We start from the raw sequence: 23,102 nt of genomic DNA, 5'->3' as shown, positions 1-23,102 counted from the left end.
CTGAGGTTAGATACCAAGATTCTAAAACTGTGGCCAAAATTAGTTGACCACTACACACCAAGCTAGGTGTTCAACCTGCAAAATTCACATCCACTTTCCAACTTTGTTTGTCACTTTCCATCCTTGTTTATAACTTTCCAACTTAGTTTGGATGTGACAAAAAAGGCGCTTGCGCGCCTTCTCCTATTCTACCGTTACACTCTTGGCCAAATTGCGAGGCTGATCAACATCGGTGCCTTTGATCACGGCTACATAGTATGAAAGTAGCTGTAGTGGGATGGTGTAAACCACTGGGGCGATGATGTTTTCTACGTGGTTGACGTCCATTACTCGCATAGTGTCGTCTGAGGCAAAGTTTGAGTCTTTGTCCGCGAATACGTAGATAATACCGCCGCGTGCGCGCACTTCTTCAACGTTTGATTTGAGCTTTTCAAGCAGCTCGTTGTTTGGTGCAACGACGATGATTGGCATATCAGCGTCGATAAGCGCTAGCGGCCCGTGTTTTAGCTCGCCTGCTGCATAAGCTTCGGCGTGGATGTAGGAGATCTCTTTAAGCTTAAGCGCACCTTCCATTGCGATTGGGTATTGTGAACCACGGCCAAGGAACAATGAGTGATGTTTGTCGGCGAATTCTTCTGCCAGTAGCTCAATACCGTCAGCCATGCTTAGGGTTTCTTCAAGCTTGGTTGGCAGGGTTTTAATGGCGTTGACGATTGCACTTTGGTCACGGCCTTTTTCCTGCGCGATCGATGCAGTTAGCATCAATAAGCCAACTAATTGAGTCGTAAATGCTTTGGTTGATGCCACCCCAATTTCAGCGCCGGCTTTGGTCATAAAGGCAAGATCTGACTCACGTACAAGTGATGAGCCTGGTACGTTACAGATGGTCATCGATGCCATATAGCCTTGCTCTTTGGCAAGACGCAGTGCCGCAAGCGTGTCTGCGGTTTCACCTGATTGTGAAATGGTTACCAATAGACTATTTTCATGCACGAATGAGTCGCGGTAGCGAAACTCTGAGGCAATTTCAACGTTACAGCTTACGCCTGCAAATTGCTCCAACCAGTAGCGTGCCACCATGCCTGAGTGGTAAGACGTACCACACGCGATGATCTGTACGTGTTTTACATCTTTAAAGATTTCATTGGCTTTGTCGCCAAATGCGTCGATACTAACGCGATCGTTGTCTAGACGGCCTTCAAGTGTATTACGCACGGCCATTGGCTGCTCGTAAATTTCTTTTAGCATGTAGTGGCGATATTCACCTTTGCCCGACGCATCTTGCGTGATGTTAGACTCAACTACTTCGCGCTCTACAGAATTGCCGTTAATGTCGAAGATTTCTACCGTTTCGCGAGTAATGCGTGCTACATCGCCTTCTTCTAGGAAGATAAAGCTGCGTGTTACTGGTAATAGCGCGAGTTGATCAGAGGCAATAAAGTTTTCGCCAAGGCCAAGGCCGATAACCAGTGGGCTGCCGGAGCGTGCCACAATGATTTCATCTTGATTGGCTTTATCAAATAATACCGTGCCGTATGCACCTTCAAGCTGTTTTACCGCTGCTTGCACGGCAGCAAGTAATGTAGTGTGTTGCTGTCTGAGTTGATGGATCAGGTGTACCATCACTTCGGTGTCGGTGTCAGACAAAAACTCGTAGCCGTCTTCTTTTAACGCCGCGCGCAAACCTTCGTGGTTTTCAATAATGCCGTTGTGTACCAGCGCAATTTCGCTGTTAGAAATATGCGGGTGCGCGTTAGCTTCTGTTACGCCACCGTGTGTTGCCCAGCGCGTGTGCGCGATACCAGTAGTACCTTTTACTTCTGCATTTTCAAGCGCAGATTCTAGGTTTACCACTTTACCTACGGCTTTCACGCTGTTGAGTGCGCCGCCTTCGCAAAGTGCGACACCCGCAGAGTCATAACCACGGTATTCAAGGCGTTTTAGGCCTTCGATAAGAATTTTGTTTACTGGACGCTCAGCAACAGCGCCTACGATTCCACACATAATCTCTCCATTATTTGCACGTTGTGTGTAGTTCAGCACAGATAAGTTGTATGCCACGCGCTTCGATCGCTTGGCGGAGGTCATCGGCCAAGTTGTTGTCGGTGATCAAAGTGGTGATCTGTGCCCAAGGTATTTCTAAATTCGGAATTTTACGGCCAATCTTGTCGGATTCGACCATTACAATCACTTCACGGGCTGACTTTGCCATCACACGGCTCAGCCCAATTAATTCGTTGAATGTGGTTGTGCCGCGCTCTACATCAATGCCATCGGCACCAATAAAAAGCTGATCAAAGTCATAGGATTGCAGTACTTGCTCCGCCACTTGCCCTTGAAAGGATTCTGAGTGCGGATCCCACGTCCCGCCGGTCATCAATAAGGTTGGCTCATTTTCTAGTGATAACAAGCGATTAGCGATATTCATTGCATTGGTCATCACGACTAAGCCGCGCTTTTGCGCAAGCTCAGGAATTAGGGTTTCGGTGGTTCGGCCACTATCAATAATAATGCGATTATGATCTTTAATCAGCTCAGCGGCCGCTTTGGCAATGGCCGTTTTACGTACCGAGTCTTGCTCGTCTTTACCTGATGCAGTGATCTCTTTAGGGAGGGCTATCGCACCGCCATAGCGGCGTAGTAACAGGCCGCTTTTTTCTAGTGCTGTTAAATCCTTACGAATCGTAACTTCTGACGTTTCAAACTCAGCGGCGAGTGATTCTACGCTTACTTCACCGTATTCATTCACCCATGAAAGAATGGTATGTCTGCGCTGTTGAGTGTTTCGTTTAGTCATTAAATAAGTTTCGTTTCGAAATTTAAGGCGATTATAGTCGAAACTTCAAAACCTAAACAAGTTAAATTTTGCACTGAACAAATTTTAACTGGAAATATTTTGGTCATCAGGATACATTTCCCAGTTGAGGTACTTAAAAGGATAATTAAATGAACAAAAACTTAATAACATCAATACTTTGTTGTTCACTATTACTAGCAGGATGCGGCGGTTCAGGCGGTGACACCACACCAGTCAATCAGGATAGCGGCAAAAATGGAAATAATGGCAACACAGATTCAAATAACGATAATACAGATTCAGGAACGGATACCACGACTAAGCCAATCGCAAAAATTCAGGCAAGTGCCTTTGGGGAGACAGGCAACGTTATTCAGCTTAGCACTGCGGGAAGTACGATCCCTGAAAATGCCGAAATAACATGGCAGTGGCAAGCCAAACCCCAAGGCAGTAACGCTCAGTTTTCTAACCCCAACGCTAAGCAAGCGCACTTTACCGCTGATGTTGCAGGTAGCTACATAGTAGGGCTAACAATCAAGTCAGGTAGTAACGAATCGACAACACAGTTTGAGATCCGTGTAAAAGAAAAAACCACACCAAGTGTGAACACGCCTCCTGTCGCTGATTTCACACTCACAAAACAGGAAATTGCCATCAACGAGCATCTACAGTTAGATGCGAGCAGCAGCTCAGACTCAGACGGCGATAGTCTCAGTTATAAATGGCAAGTCACTGCTCCTGCTAATGTTGATGAATACACATTGGTAAGCCCTAACAATAACCTTGCCTCTTTTGCCTCTAAATTTGCGGGTGAATACACCATTACTTTAACCGTTTACGATGGAAAATCGTCGCATAGCAAATCGGAAAAAGTCATCGTTGTAGATAACCAGCCAGCTCTTAAAGCGGTTATTTCAGCGCCTTCAGAGGTTACATTAAGCTCAATGACTTTTGTTGAGCTGAAAAGCGACGGTAGTCAGTATCAAGGCGCTGTAACACCGCTTTGGAGTTTTGACAGCAAACCGAGCGGCAGCCAAGCCGCAATGGCAACACCAAATGGATTTCTCACCTCGCTTCAATTAGATAAGGCAGGGCAATATAAAATCCGCTTTAGCCTTAAAGACAGACAAGGCCGTTTAAGTGAAGCAACCCATACCTTAACGGCCAAATTAGGCGAAGCAAACAAACCGCTTGTATTCGTCGACGCGCCAGAGTCAACCAAAATCAATGAAGCCATCGAGCTTAGTGCCAAGCGAAGTAGAGATACAAGCGGCAGAACACTCTCCTTTAGTTGGACGTTTGAGCCATTTGAAGCCGGTTTGACCTACTCCGTTACAAATGAAGATACCGACACGGTGACTTTTACGCCTCACGGAGAGGGGAGTTACCGTTATTTTGTGGAGGTAAGTAACGGTGAGCTAAGCCAAACCGCCAGTGGCGTGATAAAGAGCCACCCTGAAAACTATGGACCCACAGCGTCTATGAGCCCACAAATATCTACAGCTACGGAAGGGGAAACCAAAGCCTTTTTGATATCCGCAGAAGATAAAGACGGCGATCCGCTCACTTATCGCTGGTCGCTTGAAACGAAGCCTGAGAATAGCACGGCAGTAGTCAATAATGCTGATAATCGCGCGTCTATTACCTTCGATGAAGCTGGCAACTATGTGCTGAAATGCATCGTGTCTGATGGCAAGGTTGACTTGGTCGTCGCGGCATTCATCAAAGTAAGCGCTGTTCAAAATAGCGCTCCAGTAATTACGTCGCTGGATTATCAAGGTGTACTGAAAACAGATGCTGCACTGCGGATAACTCCAACGGTTATGGATAGCGACAGCAACGCAAGCAATTTGACCTATTTTTGGAAGGTGGTTGCTCCATCAGGCGAAGTGATTGACAGTACCGCAGCTCATAACTCGAACCTACAATTCACTCCTGTTGCACCAGGCGACTACCAAGTAAGTTTAAGTGTTGTTGATGAAAAGTCCGCTTCCGTTGCAACTAAAACAATGACACTTTCAGTAGAATAAGGTCTCTCTACTCGATAACTTTTAAGGCTTAAGCGCTCACCTGCGGGCGCTTAAGCCTTTTTATTTAAACGGTTATGTCGGATGGAGCTAAGTGACGGATCTCCATATTGCTGATATGCGTTCCCGAAGAGTCCTCAGGACCAATTTCATCATAGGCAGACTCAACTCTGAGATAGGCTTGAGTTGCGCCGAGTTCCGCCAGCTTTGTCTCGGCCTCTCGCAGCGAGTTAAACGGCGTTAGTTTGCCCTCGGCATGCATTAAGATATGCAAGTTCCCATCAGCATCCTGACCACCAGCTAAGTAGTGATTTGAATCCGCGTAGCTAAGCACGATGGCATGGAGTTCTTTATTAGCGATTTTTTCTTTTAGTGTGGCAGCAAGCATAATTCTCTCCTCGTTTAACCGATTAATAATTAAACGGCCCTTGTGCGTGTTTGGTTCACCTTGATAGTCGTGAATGTGTTGTCGCAAACCTAATGTCGTGATAAATCACGATCTACCAGCCAACCGTAGGTCGAGGCTTACCTCGATGCGATAATCGATAATCCATTCGCAAAACTATTGTCGTGATAAATCACGACCTACCATCCCCCGTAGGTCGAGGTTTACCTCGATGCGATAATCGTTAATCCATTCGCAAACCTGTCGTGATAAATCACGACCTACCATCCAACCGTAGGTCGAGGTTCACCTCGACAGATTTAATCGAAAGGATTATCTTTAAAATTCATCTCTCAATTGCAAGGAATGCACATGAGCTGGAATGACCTGAGAAAAGGCAGGATATCAATCCCGTACGCGGAATACTTCATTACGTTTAACTGCCATAAACGCACGCCCTATTTTACGGATTATCGGCTGGCACGATTGTTTTGCCAATCTATCTCACATAATGAACAAAAGTTTGAGTGCTGCTGGCAAACATGGGTGTTATACCAGTTGTATTAACTAAATGATCTATCTTGAAGCGGGGAAATAGCTTTAGTAGCAAGGCAAAAATTTTGCTATTTAGTTGTTCTAAATGAGAAATTTTTAACGAAGCTAATATGCTATTTCACCCTTCAAATTGATTAGAGAATTAATTCAATTGGTATTAATGCCAGATCACTTTCATGGCTTACTGACACTTGGAAATACGCAACTTGGTAAGGTTGTTGGAGAATTAAAAGGCAGAACAGCTTACCTGCTAAATAAACAATTGGATTCAAAATACAAAATTTGGCAAAGCGCGTATTACGATCATCAGCTCAGATCCACAGAAGATAGGCATACCATTGCCCGCTATATTGCTGCAAACCCACTAAGAACCAAGCTAGTAAGCCGCATTGGTGATTATCCTTATTGGAACTCACACTTTCTGTGATTGGCTAGGGCCTGTTGACCTTTGCTGTTTGATTTTTGTTCTCCTGAGTGTGTGTTGATCGCGACGCTCGACTTGTCGCCTAGTAATCTAGGCAAAAGTTGAGCAACAATGAACAAAGCGCACTCAGGGGAACCCAAAGGGCAGCGCTTGATTGGCATTTCTACTGTGTTATCGCCTAACTTACATAGAATAACTATGCTACGCAGGCTCTGCCTTGTATAAATACCAATCAAACTGCTGCAAAAACAAACTTGAAAGGTCAACAGGCCCTAGTTAAAGGCGCTCTTCCCAACTCAGTTAACACGCTTCGATATACCGACAAGTTGCCTTCTGCCATCACCTCAATGGCAAATTCACTGCACATTTTAGCGCGGCCTTTACGGCCCATTTGCTCTCGTAAAATCGGGTCCTGCAATAAGCGATTAAGATCTTGGGTAAACTGAACTTGATTACCAACCGGAGCAAGTAATCCGGTTTCATTGTGCGCAACCGCTTCAGGAATGCCGCCAGCAGCAAAGCCCACTACAGGCACACCAGATGCGCTGCTTTGTAATAACGCTACGCCTAGCCCTTCCATCGATGCTGGATGTGCAACGATATCAACCGCAGGTAAAATACGCGCTACGTCTTGTCGAAATCCCACCAGCTGAACAATTTTTTGCAGCCCCAGCTCATCTATACGCGCCTGATACTGTTGCTGCTTTGGCCCTCGACCAAACAGTAATACGCGCAAATTAGGATGCTCAACAATGAGTTGTTTGGCTGCACGCATGATCACATCTTGCCCTTTGCGCTCTATCAGCTGCGCAAAATTAGCCACAACCAAGGCATTTTGTGGCAGTTCAAACTCATCAAGCAGCCATTGCCGCTCCGCACTATTTGGTGCAAAGCGCTGGGTATCGACTGCACTGTGGACTAACTTTACTTGCTCAGAGGCGACACCTTGTGAGAGTAATACTTGGCGGATCCCCTCTGAGATAGCGATAACTTTATCGTAGGCTGGGTATTTTAATTTTGACCACCAGCGTGGCTCGGTGTTGTCGACTCGCCTCGATAAAATAATAGGAACATTAAGCGACTTCGCGGCAAGTAATCCCCAAGTATCAACCCCTCGACGGCTGTGAATATGAACACAATCAGGCTGATGATGAGCAATAGCCTTTCGTAAACGCAACCATTGCATGACATCGAGATCCCCAGCCATTTTCACAGGCTCCACAACAACTTGCTTATCAACTGCTGCAATCATTTCACTATTAGGCGGGCAAACTAGTACGTTCTCAATTCCCTTTTGCTGCAACGCTTGGGTTAAATATACCACTTGTTGTGCGCCGCCATATAAGTGACGGCCCGCTTCAATATGCAGAACTTTCATAGCACTTCTCCTAGTGCGCTCGACACTCTTTGTGGCGTGAGCCCCACCATACAATCAAAACGATCCTCACAGGTTGGCCGGCGTTTGCACGGTGAGCAAGCAAGTTTATCGCTCAACACACGACCATTTGGATTGAAGGTGTTTTCATACGGCAAGGTTGAACCAAACAATGCAATAACCGGGGTATGATGCACCATCGCCATATGCGTCAACCCAGTATCAACGCCAATCACGCCTTTTGCTCCCCGAATGATCTCGCTGCACTCAAGCAATGTCGTTTTCCCGGTTAGATTAATGATCCCCGGCATCTGTTTTTCTAAGCGCTCGCTATGCGCGATATCACTTGGTCCACCCAATATAATAATATGCACACAAATAGACTGATTTACTTGTTTATACAACTCACGCCAATGCTCATCTACCCAGTGTTTCTGAGCTCTCGTTGTGAACGGGCAAAACACCACATAAGGTTGACCTTGAGTATGCTCCAATAGCAGTGCTTCTGTATGTTGTTGTGTCTCTTTCGAGGCAATGAGCGAGTATTGAAATGCCGCTTCTGGCACACCAAAAAATGTAGCAGCAGCTCTGTATTCCGAGCTGATATCAGCAGACCAAGGCGAGGTCACTACCTTATTCATAAGCCACTGACTGCCTTCGCGACTATTGATCCCAACCTTATATTGAGCACCACTAAGCCAAGCTAGCACGCCACTTTTAAGGAGTCCTTGGGCGTCGATCACTAAGTCAAATTGTCGACTAGCCAACTGCTTTTTAAAGCTATTAACTAGCTTCAGTAGCGCTATGATCCCCTGTGCTTTTCGCACTTTTTGCCACTCATTACGAGGCCACAGGATCACCTCATCTAGCAATGGATTTTGTTGTAGCAAGGTCGCGCCAGCAGGCTCTGCCAACCAGCTCAGTTTTGCCTCTGGATAACGTGCCTTTAGTGCAGAAATAAGGCCTGACGCCATCACGATATCACCAATGGCACTGAGCCGGACAATAAGGATATTGTTGTATTGCATTGTTATCTGATCACCATTGGATGTAATCGGGTACTATGAACTGGCCGTTGCGCCTGCTTTAACTGATATAAAACTTGCAATGTGGTTTTGTGTAGTGCGCCATTATGCTTTACGATAGCGGCTTGCCCAGCCTGTATTTGTTGTACTGTTGCAGCACTATTTTGCCAAAAGCCGATGACTTCTTTAGCTATTTGCTGTGGTTCGTTACCCTCAACAAGTGCACCAACTTGACTCAGCGGCGCACATATATCTTCACAATTTCGTCGACTACTTCCCATTACGACGGCAGCCCCTTGGACAATAGCTTCGGCAGGATTATGACCACCGAGCTTAACTAACGAGCCACCGATAAAGGCAACGTGGGCATCACGATAAAACGCAAATAGTTTGCCCATCGTATCGAGCAGATACACTTGCGTATTTGCCGTTAGTTTTGATGCCTGCGAGTAACGCTGACAGCTCAGCCCGCTTGCTTGCAGCAGCCGCCATACCTCATCAAATCTTTCAGGATGACGCGGTGCGATAATTAGCTGAGCTGCTGGATTTTGCTGTAACAACTGTTTGTGCGCTGCGACCACCGCTATTTCTTCAGTGTCATGCGTGCTCCCCGCAATCCATGTCAACTGAGAGGGTTTTTGCGTTGGGTCGGCATGTTTAAGCTCTGGCCAATCGTACTTGATATTACCGCACATCATCAGTTTTTCTGGTGGTACACCCAACTCGCGAAAAGCTTGATAACTGAGCTCACTTTGCGGCAGAATTTTATGCACCTTTGACACCATAAAGGTAAAAAGACCTAACATGTTGGCATAGCGATTTTTTGATCTGTCGGTCATGCGGGCATTTACCAGCATCACTCGACTGCCTTGGTTGCGCGACTGGCGAATAAGGTTCGGCCACCACTCCATCTCAACCGACATGGTCAATACCGGATTAAAATGCGTCAAGAACGCACCAACTGTCAATTGAAAGTCCAGTGGCAAATAAGTGTGAATGACTTGCTCCCCCCAGTTGCGCTCAATATAGTTGGAACCCGCAACCGTGGTACAAGTAAAAACAATGGGTAAATGAGGATGCTGTTTACGCAGCTCAGGAATAAGTTTAGCAATGGCGGCGCATTCGCCAACGGAGACGCCATGTAAATGAATACAGGCGGGTAAACGCTTACAATTATAGACACCTAAGCGTTGTAAAAAGTGCTTTTTATAACCCGGTTTACGTAGCCATTTTTTTAATAAGATCAGCGCAATCAAAGGTAAGCACAACAACAGGATACTGTTATAAACACCAATCCAAAGTGAATTAGCTGATCTTCTACGAAGACGAGAGGTTGTCTTAACCTTAGCCATAGCTACACCTTGTTATTCAAGCCTGAATTAACCCCAGTGTAACTATGGTTTTTGACACTAAATTGACAGCGAGTTATACCAACTTGCTTTATTAAGTGGTCTATTTTAAAAATTGCTATCAGCTACTCGTAGCGCAGCGCTGATGAGGGGCGCCGGCTTGCAACCTTGTAGGTAACGAGCACAACGGTAAGCCAAGTAAGCAAGATCACAAGTAGGCCTGCGACTCCATAAATCCATATAGATTGATTTATCCGCTCATTAAAGCGATTAAGCCACTCACCAACTAGCCAATACGTCAGCGGGACTGCAAGTACCATACTCAATGCAGATAACCACAAATACTCTTTAGCAACCAAGCTAATTAACCCAATACGTGAAGCGCCTAACACTTTGCGGATAGCTAATTCCTTTTCTTTACGCAAGGTAGTAAATGACGCTAACCCAAATGTTCCGAGTAAGGTCAGCAATATAGCTAAAGGACTAAAGATAGATAGCATGGTAAGCGTATAAAGTTCATTCTTGTGGGCCGCCAAGAACTCATCATAGAGAGATTGCACTTCTATATCACGACGATTGAGATGTGCAGCAAGGACTTGTTCAATTTCAGTGATCACGTTATCTGGATCAATGCCTTCAGCGATTTTTAATACCACATTTGCAGTTTCACCATCAACATGACCAAGCATCAACGAAGTAGGTTGTACTGCATTATTCACGGAACCAATTCTGATATCCTCAACTACGCCCACAACCTTGGCTGTCAACTTTCGCCTTGGTACGGTAACAGTGACGCCGATTACCTCATCAAGCTTCTCATATCCCGCTAAATGAGCCATTTTTTTGGTTATCAGGATAGCGACATGCGCCTCTCCATTTTGCTGTTCACGATACCAATCTCCAGTGTAATCGCGACTAAAGCCTCGCCCAGTAATCAGCTTTAACCCGAGTACATCAATCACGTCATAACCCGTATTGATTACTGCTAACATGCCGTCATAGGTTTCGCCATTTGGCCAAGTGTAATGCATCCCACCGTTAATGGCGGTTGCATAATTGGTATCGCTCAATGTCCAACCAGCCACACCTGAGATCTGGCCTAACTCATCAAGCAATGCGTTTCCTTGTTGCTGATAGATCAGCTCTGAGGGCAATTCTCGAATGATAATTCGCTGTGCTTTTTCGTAACCTACATCCAACTGTTTTACCAGCATCATTTGTTGATAGAGCATGCTGATAGCTGCTATCAGCCCTACGCCAATCGCACCTTGTAAGCATAAGGTTATTTTGCGGATCCTTGCTGATGAACGCCCTCGACTAAAATCGCCACTTAACACTTTTTTCGCACCAAATGACGAGATAAATAAAGCTGGATATAGCCCAGAAAATAAACCAACCACTGTCAATGTAATTACAAGACCGAGCATAAATAGAGAGTTGTATACCAATGTCAGGGGCTGCGCGATTAACTGATTAAAGTGCGGCAATGCCAACTCAACGATTACAACCCCTAAAAACCCTGAAAACAGTACAGTCAGTAACGATTCTGACAGGAATTGTGTGACGAGTTGCGACTTACTAGCACCTAGCGCTTTACGTATGCCGACTTCTTTAGCACGCTTTGCAGCACTGGCAATATTGAAGTTAATAAAATTAGCGCTGGCTATGATCACAAGTAAAGTACTCAGCACAACGCTCACTTGTAGTGCCAAATAAGACCCTCCTTGCTTCATCTCTACGGTGCCATTGGTGTGAAAATGCAACTGGGTCAACGGAATAAACTGAAACTGGATGTCTTTGAAGTTCGGGTTTTTAGCTCTTTTTTGCATCTCGCGCGTCATCTCTTGGGCTAACGCGTTGGGATCTGCTTCTGGCTGCAACTTCAAATACACATGACTACTAAAAGGACCGCGCTGTAATTTGGGTAAGTACATCAGCACATCAAAATCAAAGTGTGTATTTGCTTCCAAATCCGCAAAAACAGCAGCCACTTCATAGCTTCCCCCATCGTATTCAAGTTGCCTGCCGATAACATCTGTATCGCCAAACAAGCGCTTTGATTCTGTCTGGCTAAGGGCGATAAGATTGGGCTGAGAAAGAGCCTGAGTTAAGTCTCCATGTAATACAGAGATATTCACAAACTCAGCCAAATTTGGCGTCGCAACATACGCCTTTTTGAACTTATAGCGCTGATCTTTAACCTTCACGATATCCGCCATTGGTTCGCCACTATATTGTAACGATTCAATCCGACTAATAATCAACAGGTCCTTAATTTGACTGTGCTTTTGCATCAGCTGCGGCATTCTAGGGTCAATCGCACCGCGCACGCCCACACCCACAGAACGCAAATCTAAATGCACTCGGTAAACATGATTTGCATCAGGCTGATGTTTATCAACAATCAACTGACTTTGGGCAAATAAAGCCACGATAATTGCAGCAGCAATTCCAATGCTGAAACCGATGACATTGAGCAGTGTGTGTAGCTTTTGCTTTTTACTTACCCGAATTGCCGTACTCAAATATGAAGTGAGCATAGAAGATCCTTTTTAGTTATTTTTTATAAAGATATCCAGTACAAAGTCACTTGATTTTTCCACTCGCGATTGTGACTCACTTTTGAAATGACTGCTTGTAGCAGCATATTCACACCATTCAAAAGCAGAAATGGTCGTGCCGATATTAGTGATGAACACACCAAGAAATAAATGATGAAAGCGGCCTAAATTAGGCCGCAATTTCTTGAGTGATTACCAATTTAATTTACTCATATCGCAAGATCAGCGACGGACGTGTACTCGCGGCTTTAAAGGCAAGGGTCGCCACAGTCAACCAAGTGATACCGGCAACCACCAAGGCTGCTGCACCATAAACCCACATTGCTTGCTCAATGCGGTCATTAAAGTTTGCAAGCCAATCACCAACAAGCCAATAGGTGATTGGATAAGCTATGGCGATACTGACTCCCACCAAAGTCAGGAACTCTTTTGCTAAGATATTCACAATGCTTAGCCGTGATGCCCCTAAGACTTTGCGTACAGCTACTTCTTTTTGACGGCGAACCGTTGCAAAAGATGCCAATCCAAAAGTGCCCAAACAGGTTAAGAATACAGCTAGTGCAGTGAAGATAAGTACCACCTTAGAGATACGCTCATCACCACTAAGTACCGCCCTATAACTGTCTGACAGTAGGTTGATCTCTGGTTCATACACGTTTGCGGTTTTTGCCAACACACTAATCACATCTTGTCTAATCTGTGCTAAATACTGCGGGTTAATCGTTAAGATCACTTCAGATGTTGGATTAAAATAAGTAAATCCTAATAAAAACATAATATTAGAACTCGCTTCTTGTGCATTCCCCACTTTGACGTCTGCGACGACGCCAACCACTCGCATCTCTACGTTGCGGCCAGTATCTTTGATAGTTTTGCCAATAATATCAGCAACATTACTGTAGCCAGCTTGCTTAGCGACCGACTCGGTAATAATGGTGCCTATTGTGGTTACGCCGTTAACTCGATTTGACCAATCACCGGCAAACTCTCGGCTAAAGTCTCGACCTGCAAGTAGCGTTAACCCTAATCCTTTGACTACCTCGTAGCTTGTGCCAATAACTGGCGTTAGGGATTGTGACTGTTCACCATTTGGCCAAGTTGGTACTAGGGTATTATTAATCGAGCGAGTCAGCTGCGTATCTATCACACTGATATGTTCAACGCCCTCAATCGCCGCGAACTGTTTAACTAATGATGTTGGCGCTTTTGTTAAAGCCGCTTTAACGGGCACTTCTGAGACCACCAAACGTTGTGTGGTTTCGTAACCAAGCGGTAAGTTTTGCAAATGTGCCAACTGGTACTGTAGCATTACCGAAGCAATAATTAACCCAACCGCAAGTGCAGCTTGTACAGTTAAAAGACTTTTGCGCACCCAAATCGCAGTACTCCCACGCTGTAAATCTCCGCTTAATACGCGTTTAGCACTAAAAGATGAGATAAAAAATGCAGGATAAAGACCTGCCAATAGCCCCACAGTGACGGCAACCGCGACCACAACGACACTAAACATAGATGCATAATCAATACTTAATTCACGGCCAACTAGATTGTTGAAACTTGGTAATAGTAGCTCGACCAAAACACAGGCTATTGTCATTGCAAGCAATGACACGAGTACAGACTCAGATAAAAACTGTGCAACTAATTGCGACTTGCTGGCACCAAGTGCCTTGCGTACACCCACTTCTTTTGCACGTTTGGTCGACTGTGCAACCGTCATATTAATAAAGTTAAAGCCAGCGATAAGGATCAGCAGCACGCTTAAACCAACACAGATCATCACCACTTGTTTCGCACCACCCACTTTCATTTCAAACGGCGACTTTGCAGTAAAGTGAAGCTCCGTTAAGGGGTGTAATTGCAGCGATAAGCGACCCTTAAAATCACCGAAATAATATTTCTCAGTCAGTATGCTTTCCAAAGCAATAACATCTGTTTGCGGCGCCAATCTTAAATAAACATAACTAGAAGTTATATCCGTATTGACTGGATCATGCTCTACAGACACTAGGTTTTTAAAGCCAAAATGCGTGTTTTCAGGTAAATCTGTAAATACTGCACCTACCGTATATTGGCCGTTTTTATGCTGTAGAGTCTCGCCAACCACGTTTGTGCGACCAAAAATACGCTGAGCTTCTGAACTACTCAATGCAATGCTATTCGGTACACTCATGGCGCGACTTAGACTACCTGCCACCGTTTCCATATCGATAAAATTCTCGATATTTGCAGTTGCGCCATAAAGATCATTCAGTTTAAACCCTTGATTTTTTACTGTCACATCGACTTCAGCTTCGCGAGTAAACTCCACCATCGTCAGCGCAAAGACTTCTTCAACCTGGCTATATTCAAGTGCTCGAGTGCCATTGATGTAATTAAAAACAGGAACGACCCCAAGCCCTAATTGCGAATAGTCTTGTGCAATTCGATACACGCGCTCAGCTTGAGGTTGCTGGCTGTCGTAAGACAGTTCATTTTTTGCAAACAGTGCGACCAAAATTGCCGCGGCTAAGCCCACACTAAGCCCAAGTACATTTAAAATAAAATGCTGTTTTTGCTGCTTAAAAGCACGCAATGCCGTTATTAGATAATTCACTATCATCGTTATGCCACCTCTACTTTTTGTGGTTGCACCACTGTGTTGGCTTTGTCTAACATCACTTGGCCATCGAGAAGGCGTACAAGTCTATCCGCGTATGACCCCTCTTTTTCTGAGTGCGTTACCATGATCACGGTTGTGCCTTCGCGGTTTAGCTCGCGTAACATCGCCATGACTTCTTCGCCGTTTTTGGAGTCCAAGTTACCCGTTGGCTCATCCGCTAAGATAAGTTTAGGGTTAATAACCAGCGCTCTTGCAACCGCCACACGCTGCTGCTGACCACCAGAAAGCTGCTGTGGTAGGTGATCGGCACGGTGGTCGATGGCAACGCGCTTTAAAATCTGCTCTACACGCTGCTTACGTTCACTTTTTGAGATATTTTGGTATTGCAGCGGTAGCTCAACATTTTCAAACACCGTTAGCTCATCAATCAGGTTAAAGCTTTGAAATACAAAACCAATAGACGCTTTACGTAGCTGTGAGAGCTGTTTTTCGCTATAGCCCGCAATGTCCGTGCCCGCAAACTCAAACTGCCCAGATGACGGTGAGTCCAACATCCCGAGGATGGACAATAAAGTAGACTTACCACACCCAGATGGGCCCATGATGGCGACAAACTCACCTTCATTAACGGCGAGGTTAATATCGTTTAGCGCAGTCGTTTCAACGTCTTGAGTACGGAATACACGGTTTAGGTTAGTTAGTTTTATCATTGTTATATCCTTAGAAATTGAGTTGTTGCGCTTTGTCGAAGTTGCTATAGCTTGAGGTGATCACTTGCTCACCTTGTGATAAGCCATCTAACACTTCGTAATAATCTTGATTCTTTTTACCTAAGCGAATATCACGACGCTCGGCGGTTTTGCCATCACTTGCCAACACGTATACCCAGTTACCACCAGAGCTAGTAAAGAAGGCACCGCGTTTTAGCAATAAGGCATTTTCTTTGTTACCGCCAAGCATCAGTTCTACATCTATGCTTTGGCCGCGTTTAATGTCGCTTTGGCCGCTTGGTAATGCCACTTCTACCTGAAATTGTGATTGCGTTACACGGCTATCAATTTTGCTCACCTTTGCACTGACTAAGCCACTGTCTAACATCACATTCACTGCCATATCCGGTTGTACTTGATTTAAATAAAACTCATCAAGACGGACAACCAACTTGTATTCATTCGGAATGTCAATTTGGCCTAACCTTGCCCCTTTACTCTTTGACTCACCGATTTCAACATCCAGCTCACTCAAGTAACCCGACACCGGCGCTTTGATCAGTAGGTTTTCGAGATTTTTACGGGCAAATTGCAAGTTCTTCTGTAACATCTCAGCACTGTCTTCTAGCTGTTCGACTTGTACTTTACGAATTGAATTTTCCTGCGTTTGGCGCTCTAACGTCAGCTCCTTTCGGGCCTTGTAATACTGTAAATCGTCCTCAATTTCAGACAATCTGTCGGTTGCCAGCACGCCTTTTTCAACAAGTGGCTTGGATTGCTTATAACGACGTTCCAAATGACTAATTTGTAAGTCAATTTCAAGCAAGTCACGGCGTAAATTAAGGCGACTGGTTTCCATCGTCATTTGGGTGTTTCTTAGGAAGTTAAGCTGCTCTGTTACTTGCGCTTCGCGACTCATCACGTCTAGCTGTAAACTGGTATTGCTCAATCTCACTAATGGCTGACCCGCTTCAACAAACTCACCCTGCTCCACCAAGCGCTCTTCCACTTGACCACCGGCGATGGTATCTAAGTAAATCGTGGTTTTTGGTACGACTTGACCACGTAAGCTTAGTGCGTCCACAAACGCCCCCTTGCTTACGGTACTCACCGTGAGACTACTCAGCGCGAGATTTTGACTACGGCCTGAAGAGGCAGTGTTATTGAATGCCAGTGCCGCTGCTGCAATGCTCAGAAGTACACCACCTGCCACCGCTTTTTTAAGATGTTTTTGCAATCCTGAACGCTCTATTTTCTTATCCATAATCACGCCTCTTGTTGTTAGTCGGTTAAATCGTTTTATCGAATATGTATGACTAATATCAAGCCCCGTGCCAAGCTTGATTTTATTAGCAATTACAAAATGTTAGGCGTTTAGCATTATATTCTAAGAATAATAAGTGTCCGGAAATAGAACACATCAAAAATAACAAAGTGTCCATAAATGAACACTTTTCGTAGACGAGATCTAAACGATTGCGGTACGCTAAAAGAAAAATAAAGCGATCAGGATATGAAGCAGGAAGGCACCATATTAATTGTCGACGACAACAGCGATATATTAATTGCAGCAAAGCTTTTGCTAAAAAAGCATTACCAAACCATCATCACCACAGATAACCCCTTTGATATAGAAGCGCAGATCGCTTCGCAGCAAATAGATGTGATCTTGCTTGATATGAACTTTAGCCAAGATGCTATTAGTGGCAAAGAGGGCTTTTATTGGTTAAAGAAAATTGTCGAACAAGACCCAAGCATTGTGGTGTTGTTAATGACTGCCTATGGTGACATTCAGCTTGCCGTTGATGCGATAAAAGCAGGCGCCGCCGACTTTATCGCTAAGCCTTGGCAAAACGACCAACTACTCGGTGCGGTTGCTGCCGCATTTGCCCATGCCAAAGACAAGCAGCAAGTTGGTAAGCTTACTCGTCAGGCACAAGGGTTAAATCAGGCACTCAATCAATCTAGTGGTAGCCATCAATTTGCTTTTTTAGGTCAAAGCCCAGCCATGCAAAAGGTATTTAGTACAATAGAACGCGCAGCACTCACCGATGCCAATATTCTGATCACCGGCGAAAGTGGCACGGGCAAAGAGCTCGCCGCCCACGCCATTCATCAGGCGAGTATGCGCCGCGACAATACCTTTATCAGCCTAGACATGGGTGCTATCTCAGAAAGTTTGTTTGAAAGCGAATTGTTTGGTCATAAAAAAGGGGCGTTTACAGATGCGAAAAGCGATAAGGTAGGCCGCTTTGAACTCGCACACGAGGGGAGCTTGTTTTTGGACGAATTGGGCAACCTGCCAATGAGCCAACAAACAACGCTACTTGCAGCGCTACAAAATCGGCAAGTCACTCCAGTGGGCGGCAATAAGCCCATTTCAGTGGACATACGGCTTATCTGTGCCACCAACGACAATCTGCAAAAAGCGGTTGATGAAGGCCGTTTTAGGCAAGATTTATTATATCGGATCAATACCATAGAGATCCGTCTGCCACCGCTTCGCGAGCGTACCGAGGATATTCCACTGCTCGTAAACTACTACCTTGAACACTTTTGCCACAAGTATAAAAGGCAGCTTGAGGTAAATAGCAGCGACATGCAATGTCTACAAACCTACCCGTGGCCAGGTAATGTCAGAGAGCTCGCACATGCTATTGAGCGTGCGGTGATCTTAAGTGAAAGCGAGTTTTTGGATATCAGTACCGTGATTGGCACTAATCCCACGGCGGCACAAGCAAGTATGGAAGATACCTCGGACACCAACACACTCACTTTTGAAGGCACTTTCAACCTTGAAGAGATTGAACAACGTACGGTGCGTGCAGCGCTCAAGCATTATCAAGGCAATGTCTCAAACGCAGCCAAAGCGCTCGGGTTAACCCGAGGGGCGATGTATCGTCGCTTAGAAAAGTACGATTTGTAGGAAGAAAAGAAATGACCCGCCTTGCTCACCACCCCACCCTTGTTTTTTTCTTTACTATTATTGGCTTAGTAATCTCCAATGGGCTCTCGTTATATTTGTATATACAAGGTGGCTTTTCGGCAACTTGGCTGTTGATCACCCTTATTACCATCGTGTTTATCTCGGCCTTATATTTTCAATTTAACAAGCAAAACAAGCACATGGGCTTTGTACTTAAGTCTTTAGCCAATGGCGATAGCTCCTTGGGATTAAGCCAACATCACCCCATGCGGCAACACTTAGAAGAAATTAAAACGCGGATCCAAAACGCGCGGTTGAGCGCTGAGCAGCAAGCTCACTTTTTACAGACCCTCTTAGTGCATATAGATTTAGCCGTACTGGTTTTCGATAAAGATGGTAATGTCATTGAGTCCAACCCAGCGGTAACCCGCTTACTCGGTAAACCCATTAATCACAGCGAAGATTTAGAAGATATCGCACCACTGATTAATGAATGCGATAACAGCTTGAAAACAATAGCAAATTGGCAATATGGCGAGCAACAAGATAACTTGTCTATACAAATAACGTCAGCGCAGATCCAAGGGCAAATTCGTAAAATTGTCACCTTACAATCCATTCGTGATGCATTACAAAACAAAGAGCAGCAAGCCTATAAGCGCCTCACCAAAGTGCTTACGCATGAGGTGGCTAACTCTATTACACCTCTGTCATCCATTGCACAAACCTGTGAGGGACTCTTGCCCGACACATTAAGTTTTGACGATGAAGAGGATAAACAAGACCTAGCCTTAGCGTTGCAAACACTGGCAAAACGCACTGAGTATCTGGGCGCTTTTATCGCCCGTTTTAGAACGGTGAGTAATTTACCCAGCCCAGCGCTGCAACCTGCCCAGCTTGCGTCGATTGTAGAAGGGATTTATCAGTTACATCAACAAAGCTGTCATCAAGCGAACATAGACTTACAGCTTGATGTTAGCCACTCCCAACTGGTGATGTTAGACACGGCTCAGATTGAGCAAGTGCTTATTAACTTAACCAAAAATGCCATTGAAGCGGTGCAGCAGCGCAATGACGAAGACCAGCGAAACACCCGCCAAGTGGTGTTGAAAACTGGAGCCAATAACGCAGGCCAGCACTATATAGAAATAAGCGATAATGGGCCCGGCATCGCAGAACATGTCATTGACATGATTTTCGTGCCGTTTTTTACCACTAAACAACAAGGCTCGGGGATAGGCTTAAGCCTATCGAGACAAATTATGATCAATCATGGCGGCGACTTAATTTATCTTAGGCGCGAGCAAGGCGCATGCTTCAGATGCGTATTTGGTTAACTCACTTGAGCTTTGCTTAAAGCTTATCTTTAGTTAAAGGCAAATAAGACTACATGCCAGGTCGCTCCTTGAGGATTTGTGAACTTATAAAAAATCGGTAAACTAGAAGTATCTAATTTAGGGAAAAGTTCGTGCACACCGTATACAAACCTATTCTTACTATTACTGGAGTTGGCTGGACTGCCGTCATCATATTTTTAACCGCAATCGACTTACTGCACGATTGGGTTGAGATAGAAAGTGAGCGACTGAATAACCCTATCTGGTGGGCCTTGCAGGAATGGGGGCTTTGGTATATTTACACACCTATACTCTTCTTATGGCTAAATAAACTCAGCCAACAGAATAAGGTATGTTGGCGCAATTACCTCGTTTGCTGCTCGGTTTTATTCGTGCTGAGCATGTCTATACAAGCTGGATTCGACTATCTCGTTTATCGCGATGATATTCCCTATACCTTGTATTATTTTGCGCCATTACACCCGCTGGTGATCTACGTCTGCTTTATGATTTGGCACAAGTTTATCCGTATTGAAAGCAATAAAGAAAACAATAGTACCGCGATAAATCAACGTTTGCTTGTGGATTTAGGCGGCGATAAGTCATTTTTACAAATCAAAGACATAGTGCACATTGTGGCAGCTAAAAACTATGTTGAAATTCACACCGAGTCACACCAATACCTCAAACGAGCGACCCTATCTCAGTTTGAAGCCATGCTGCCAAGCGATATGTTTGTGCGCACCCACCGCTCTTATTTGGTTAACCTGGCCTATGTTGAACGTATCATCACCAAAGCTTCTGGTAATGCCATCATCAAGTTATCAACGGGCGCGCAAATTAGCTTGAGTAAAGGCTACAAGAAAGCACTAAAGTCACGCTTTGATACGCTTTCTCAAGCCGCATAACACCAACGAGCGACGTGAACCCGCTTACGGTTTCCCGTCGCTCCGTCCCATAGAACCACCTTACGTACCTAATAATTTGTTTTATCTGCTTTTTTATTTTTAATAGCGCAATGGAGAGCTTTTTATTCAAAGAGGAACAATGACACGACTTCATCCCTTCACGGCGGCCTATTACGCTTTAATGAGCGTCATAAGTAGCAGCGTTTACGCCAATATGGATAACGCTAAACCGAGTGTTTATGCTGGAAGTTCACTGCAACAGTTTGCAGCACAAGATGCACTTGCAGCTATCGAGCGCTTACCGTCATTCACACTCATTGAACAAAGTGGTGAGCGCGGCCTCGGAGGCAGTTCTGCCAATATTTTATTAAATGGTATGGAGATCCGCGTAAAGTCTGGATCGGTCTCGGAGTATTTAAAACAACTTCCCGTTGACCAAATCGTTGCGCTAGAAGTGTACCTAAGTCACCATCCATTTCCTTCACTTAAGCAATATAATCAAATTGTTAACATCATTCGTGATGAAAAAAACAATGCCTATAATTGGCAACTAGGTAGTGCAATAAATGCCAGTGCCTCCACTGGCAAAACAGCAATGGCGGGATTTGTATTACCTAAAGGGCAATGGACACACAGCGGTCATATTCAAGCTCAGGATGAGCCATTTAAAAGTACCAATAAAGGTCAACTGTTTGCGTCTAGTAATACTCTCGAGGAAAAGAGCGAAGAAACATTTAAAGAGCAAAGTGAGCGAATAACGCTCTCACTTACCAGCCATAAAACCATGCAGGATGGTGCCCTAACGCTCAATGTTCAGGCTGTAAAAGACAACTTGCAGTCGCAATACGAATGGCTGTACCGCACGCCAACTTCACCCAGCGATGTTGAATCTGCGTTTTCGCAAGAGCGCGATAAAACAGACACTAGCGAAATATCTATCGATAGGCAGTGGCAAGGTCAGCGCTGGAGCACACAGCTTACAGGCTACTACTCAAAACAAAAGAATGAGTTGCACATGCTTGATGGTATCTCTGCGCAACTTTCAACACCAAGCTTTACACAGTATAAACGCACTGACGAGCGAGTAATTCGCCTGATGGTAAACGATGCTGTCTCGGAGTACGGTCTTGAGGCCAGTATCAATCGCGTGAATGCCAACACACTATTGCCCGAGGAGCAGTTACACAGCACGATAAAAGAGCTAAGTATTGAGCCTTTTGCTGCTTTTACTTGGTCGCTTTCACCAAAATGGCAGTTATACAGCAAACTGGCAGCCGAACAGGCTACGCTTTCGACCAACAGTAGTAAAAGTGAAGATATTCAGCATCTCATCGCCAAGCCGTTGGTGCGATTAAATTATGACGCAACAAAACACATTCAGCTTACAACCACCTTAAAGCATGAAGTGGAACAGCTCGATTTTTCACTTTTTTTACCAGAGCTCAACGCAGGATTTGGCCGCTTACAGTTTGGCAATCTTGAAATAAAGCCAATGCAGTACACTGAACTTGCACTGCAAATTGATATTGAAGAAGGTGAAGATGGCGTTTTAACGTTAAGCCTTTTTATCAGTGGCAAAAAGATGTGCATGAATATCAGCAAGATAATCGAGGTGAAAGCATAGTTGAAAATGCCGGGGATGCCGCACTTTGGGGGCTAGATGGTGCGGTTAATCTAGACTTATCAAGCTGGATCAACAACAGTCAGCTCAATCTTGATTATAGTTATCGAGACGCATCATACCGTGACGCGCTCACAGGAAAACGTACGATTAACGGGACTGTTCCACATTGGGCTAGCGTGCAGTTTCGACAAAGCTTTAATCGCTTTTCGTGGAGCGCAGAGATTTCCAGCGGGGATAGTTATCGCGAATATTACCCCGATGAGCAGTTTATTGAATCAGGCTCATTGCAATTGACTTTGCAAGCGCAGCTTCAAGTAAGCCAGCGAGTTAAGCTCAACTTAGAAGCTTCGCCACTCACGTCTAGATACGAATATCGACGCTTGTATTACAACACCTCACGGGCAAACGCCATAAGCGCAGTAGAAACTATTTACGAGCGTGTACCACCGGAGTTTGCGTTCACGCTAAGCGGAAGTTGGTAGGCCGATACTAATCGT

General features: G+C 44.9%; 18 protein-coding genes. 8 read left to right on the top strand and 10 right to left on the bottom strand.

The genetic code is table 11. From position 1 onward, the window contains the following. Nucleotides 1-183: 183 nt before the first annotated feature. A complete protein-coding gene (gene glmS / locus A587_RS0117340) occupies nt 184-2,004 on the bottom strand; it encodes a glutamine--fructose-6-phosphate transaminase (isomerizing) (RefSeq protein ID WP_017218604.1) in 1,821 nt (606 codons plus the stop codon). A gap of 10 nt (nt 2,005-2,014) precedes the next feature. Beyond that, nucleotides 2,015-2,797, bottom strand: coding sequence for a DeoR/GlpR family DNA-binding transcription regulator (locus A587_RS0117335; protein WP_010377680.1), 783 nt, complete (start codon nt 2,795-2,797; stop codon nt 2,015-2,017). 149 nt (nt 2,798-2,946) lie between these two features. Here A587_RS0117335 and A587_RS0117330 point away from each other — a divergent pair, with 149 nt between their 5' ends. Further along, complete coding sequence (locus A587_RS0117330) at nt 2,947-4,827, top strand: PKD domain-containing protein (RefSeq protein ID WP_017218603.1); 1,881 nt, start codon at nt 2,947-2,949, stop codon at nt 4,825-4,827. Between the two features lie 64 nt (nt 4,828-4,891). Here A587_RS0117330 and A587_RS0117325 read toward each other — a convergent pair whose 3' ends face one another. Further along, nucleotides 4,892-5,212: a DUF6482 family protein gene (locus A587_RS0117325; RefSeq protein WP_017218602.1), complete on the bottom strand. Its 321-nt coding sequence runs from the start codon at nt 5,210-5,212 to the stop codon at nt 4,892-4,894. 369 nt (nt 5,213-5,581) lie between these two features. On the opposite strand from A587_RS0117325, the gene A587_RS25070 reads away from it, so the two are divergent. Together A587_RS25070 and A587_RS24205 are read left to right on the top strand one after the other, a co-directional pair. Beyond that, nucleotides 5,582-5,776, top strand: coding sequence for a hypothetical protein (locus A587_RS25070; RefSeq protein WP_138527267.1), 195 nt, complete (start codon nt 5,582-5,584; stop codon nt 5,774-5,776). 118 nt (nt 5,777-5,894) lie between these two features. Next, complete coding sequence (locus A587_RS24205; RefSeq protein WP_249293171.1) at nt 5,895-6,191, top strand: REP-associated tyrosine transposase; 297 nt, start codon at nt 5,895-5,897, stop codon at nt 6,189-6,191. Nucleotides 6,192-6,450: 259 nt separating this feature from the next. On the opposite strand, the gene A587_RS0117315 is transcribed toward A587_RS24205, so the two are convergent. The 7 genes from A587_RS0117315 to A587_RS0117285 form a co-directional block, all read right to left on the bottom strand. Then, the gene (locus tag A587_RS0117315; protein WP_017218600.1) at nt 6,451-7,566 is read right to left on the bottom strand and encodes a glycosyltransferase; all 1,116 of its coding nucleotides are present in this window, start codon (nt 7,564-7,566) and stop codon (nt 6,451-6,453) included. Then, entirely contained in the window at nt 7,563-8,591 is a 1,029-nt protein-coding gene (locus tag A587_RS0117310) for a glycosyltransferase family 9 protein (RefSeq protein WP_017218599.1), read from the bottom strand. The genes A587_RS0117315 and A587_RS0117310 overlap by 4 nt, the downstream gene beginning before the upstream one ends. Before the next feature lie 2 nt (nt 8,592-8,593). Then, complete coding sequence (locus tag A587_RS0117305) at nt 8,594-9,940, bottom strand: 3-deoxy-D-manno-octulosonic acid transferase (protein ID WP_017218598.1); 1,347 nt, start codon at nt 9,938-9,940, stop codon at nt 8,594-8,596. A gap of 122 nt (nt 9,941-10,062) precedes the next feature. Further along, nucleotides 10,063-12,477, bottom strand: coding sequence for an FtsX-like permease family protein (locus tag A587_RS0117300; protein ID WP_017218597.1), 2,415 nt, complete (start codon nt 12,475-12,477; stop codon nt 10,063-10,065). 226 nt (nt 12,478-12,703) lie between these two features. Further along, complete coding sequence (locus A587_RS0117295) at nt 12,704-15,100, bottom strand: ABC transporter permease (RefSeq protein WP_017218596.1); 2,397 nt, start codon at nt 15,098-15,100, stop codon at nt 12,704-12,706. Nucleotides 15,101-15,102: 2 nt separating this feature from the next. Further along, nucleotides 15,103-15,810 carry an ABC transporter ATP-binding protein gene (locus tag A587_RS0117290; protein WP_017218595.1) on the bottom strand — a complete coding sequence of 236 codons (708 nt, stop codon included), beginning with the start codon at nt 15,808-15,810 and terminating at the stop codon, nt 15,103-15,105. Nucleotides 15,811-15,820: 10 nt separating this feature from the next. Then, nucleotides 15,821-17,074, bottom strand: a complete 1,254-nt coding sequence (locus tag A587_RS0117285) for an efflux RND transporter periplasmic adaptor subunit (protein WP_017218594.1) — start codon at nt 17,072-17,074, stop codon at nt 15,821-15,823. A gap of 249 nt (nt 17,075-17,323) precedes the next feature. On the opposite strand from A587_RS0117285, the gene A587_RS0117280 reads away from it, so the two are divergent. The 5 genes from A587_RS0117280 to A587_RS25295 all read left to right on the top strand — a co-directional run bounded on the left by A587_RS0117280 (nt 17,324) and on the right by A587_RS25295 (nt 23,087). Further along, complete coding sequence (locus A587_RS0117280) at nt 17,324-18,736, top strand: sigma-54-dependent transcriptional regulator (RefSeq protein WP_017218593.1); 1,413 nt, start codon at nt 17,324-17,326, stop codon at nt 18,734-18,736. Between the two features lie 11 nt (nt 18,737-18,747). Then, nucleotides 18,748-20,073, top strand: coding sequence for a sensor histidine kinase (locus tag A587_RS0117275; RefSeq protein ID WP_017218592.1), 1,326 nt, complete (start codon nt 18,748-18,750; stop codon nt 20,071-20,073). 131 nt (nt 20,074-20,204) lie between these two features. Further along, on the top strand, nt 20,205-20,981 hold the full coding sequence (locus A587_RS0117270) for a LytR/AlgR family response regulator transcription factor (RefSeq protein ID WP_017218591.1): 777 nt from the start codon (nt 20,205-20,207) through the stop codon (nt 20,979-20,981). Nucleotides 20,982-21,120: 139 nt separating this feature from the next. Next, the gene (locus A587_RS24200) at nt 21,121-22,605 is read left to right on the top strand and encodes a Plug domain-containing protein (protein WP_017218590.1); all 1,485 of its coding nucleotides are present in this window, start codon (nt 21,121-21,123) and stop codon (nt 22,603-22,605) included. Next, nucleotides 22,566-23,087, top strand: coding sequence for a hypothetical protein (locus tag A587_RS25295; protein WP_017218589.1), 522 nt, complete (start codon nt 22,566-22,568; stop codon nt 23,085-23,087). Before A587_RS24200 ends, A587_RS25295 begins: the two co-directional genes overlap by 40 nt. The last annotated feature ends 15 nt before the right edge of the window (nt 23,088-23,102 follow it).

Source organism: Pseudoalteromonas sp. NJ631 (assembly GCF_000276645.1).
Taxonomy (GTDB): domain Bacteria; phylum Pseudomonadota; class Gammaproteobacteria; order Enterobacterales; family Alteromonadaceae; genus Pseudoalteromonas; species Pseudoalteromonas piscicida.
This window is presented reverse-complemented; position numbering and strand designations above follow the sequence as displayed.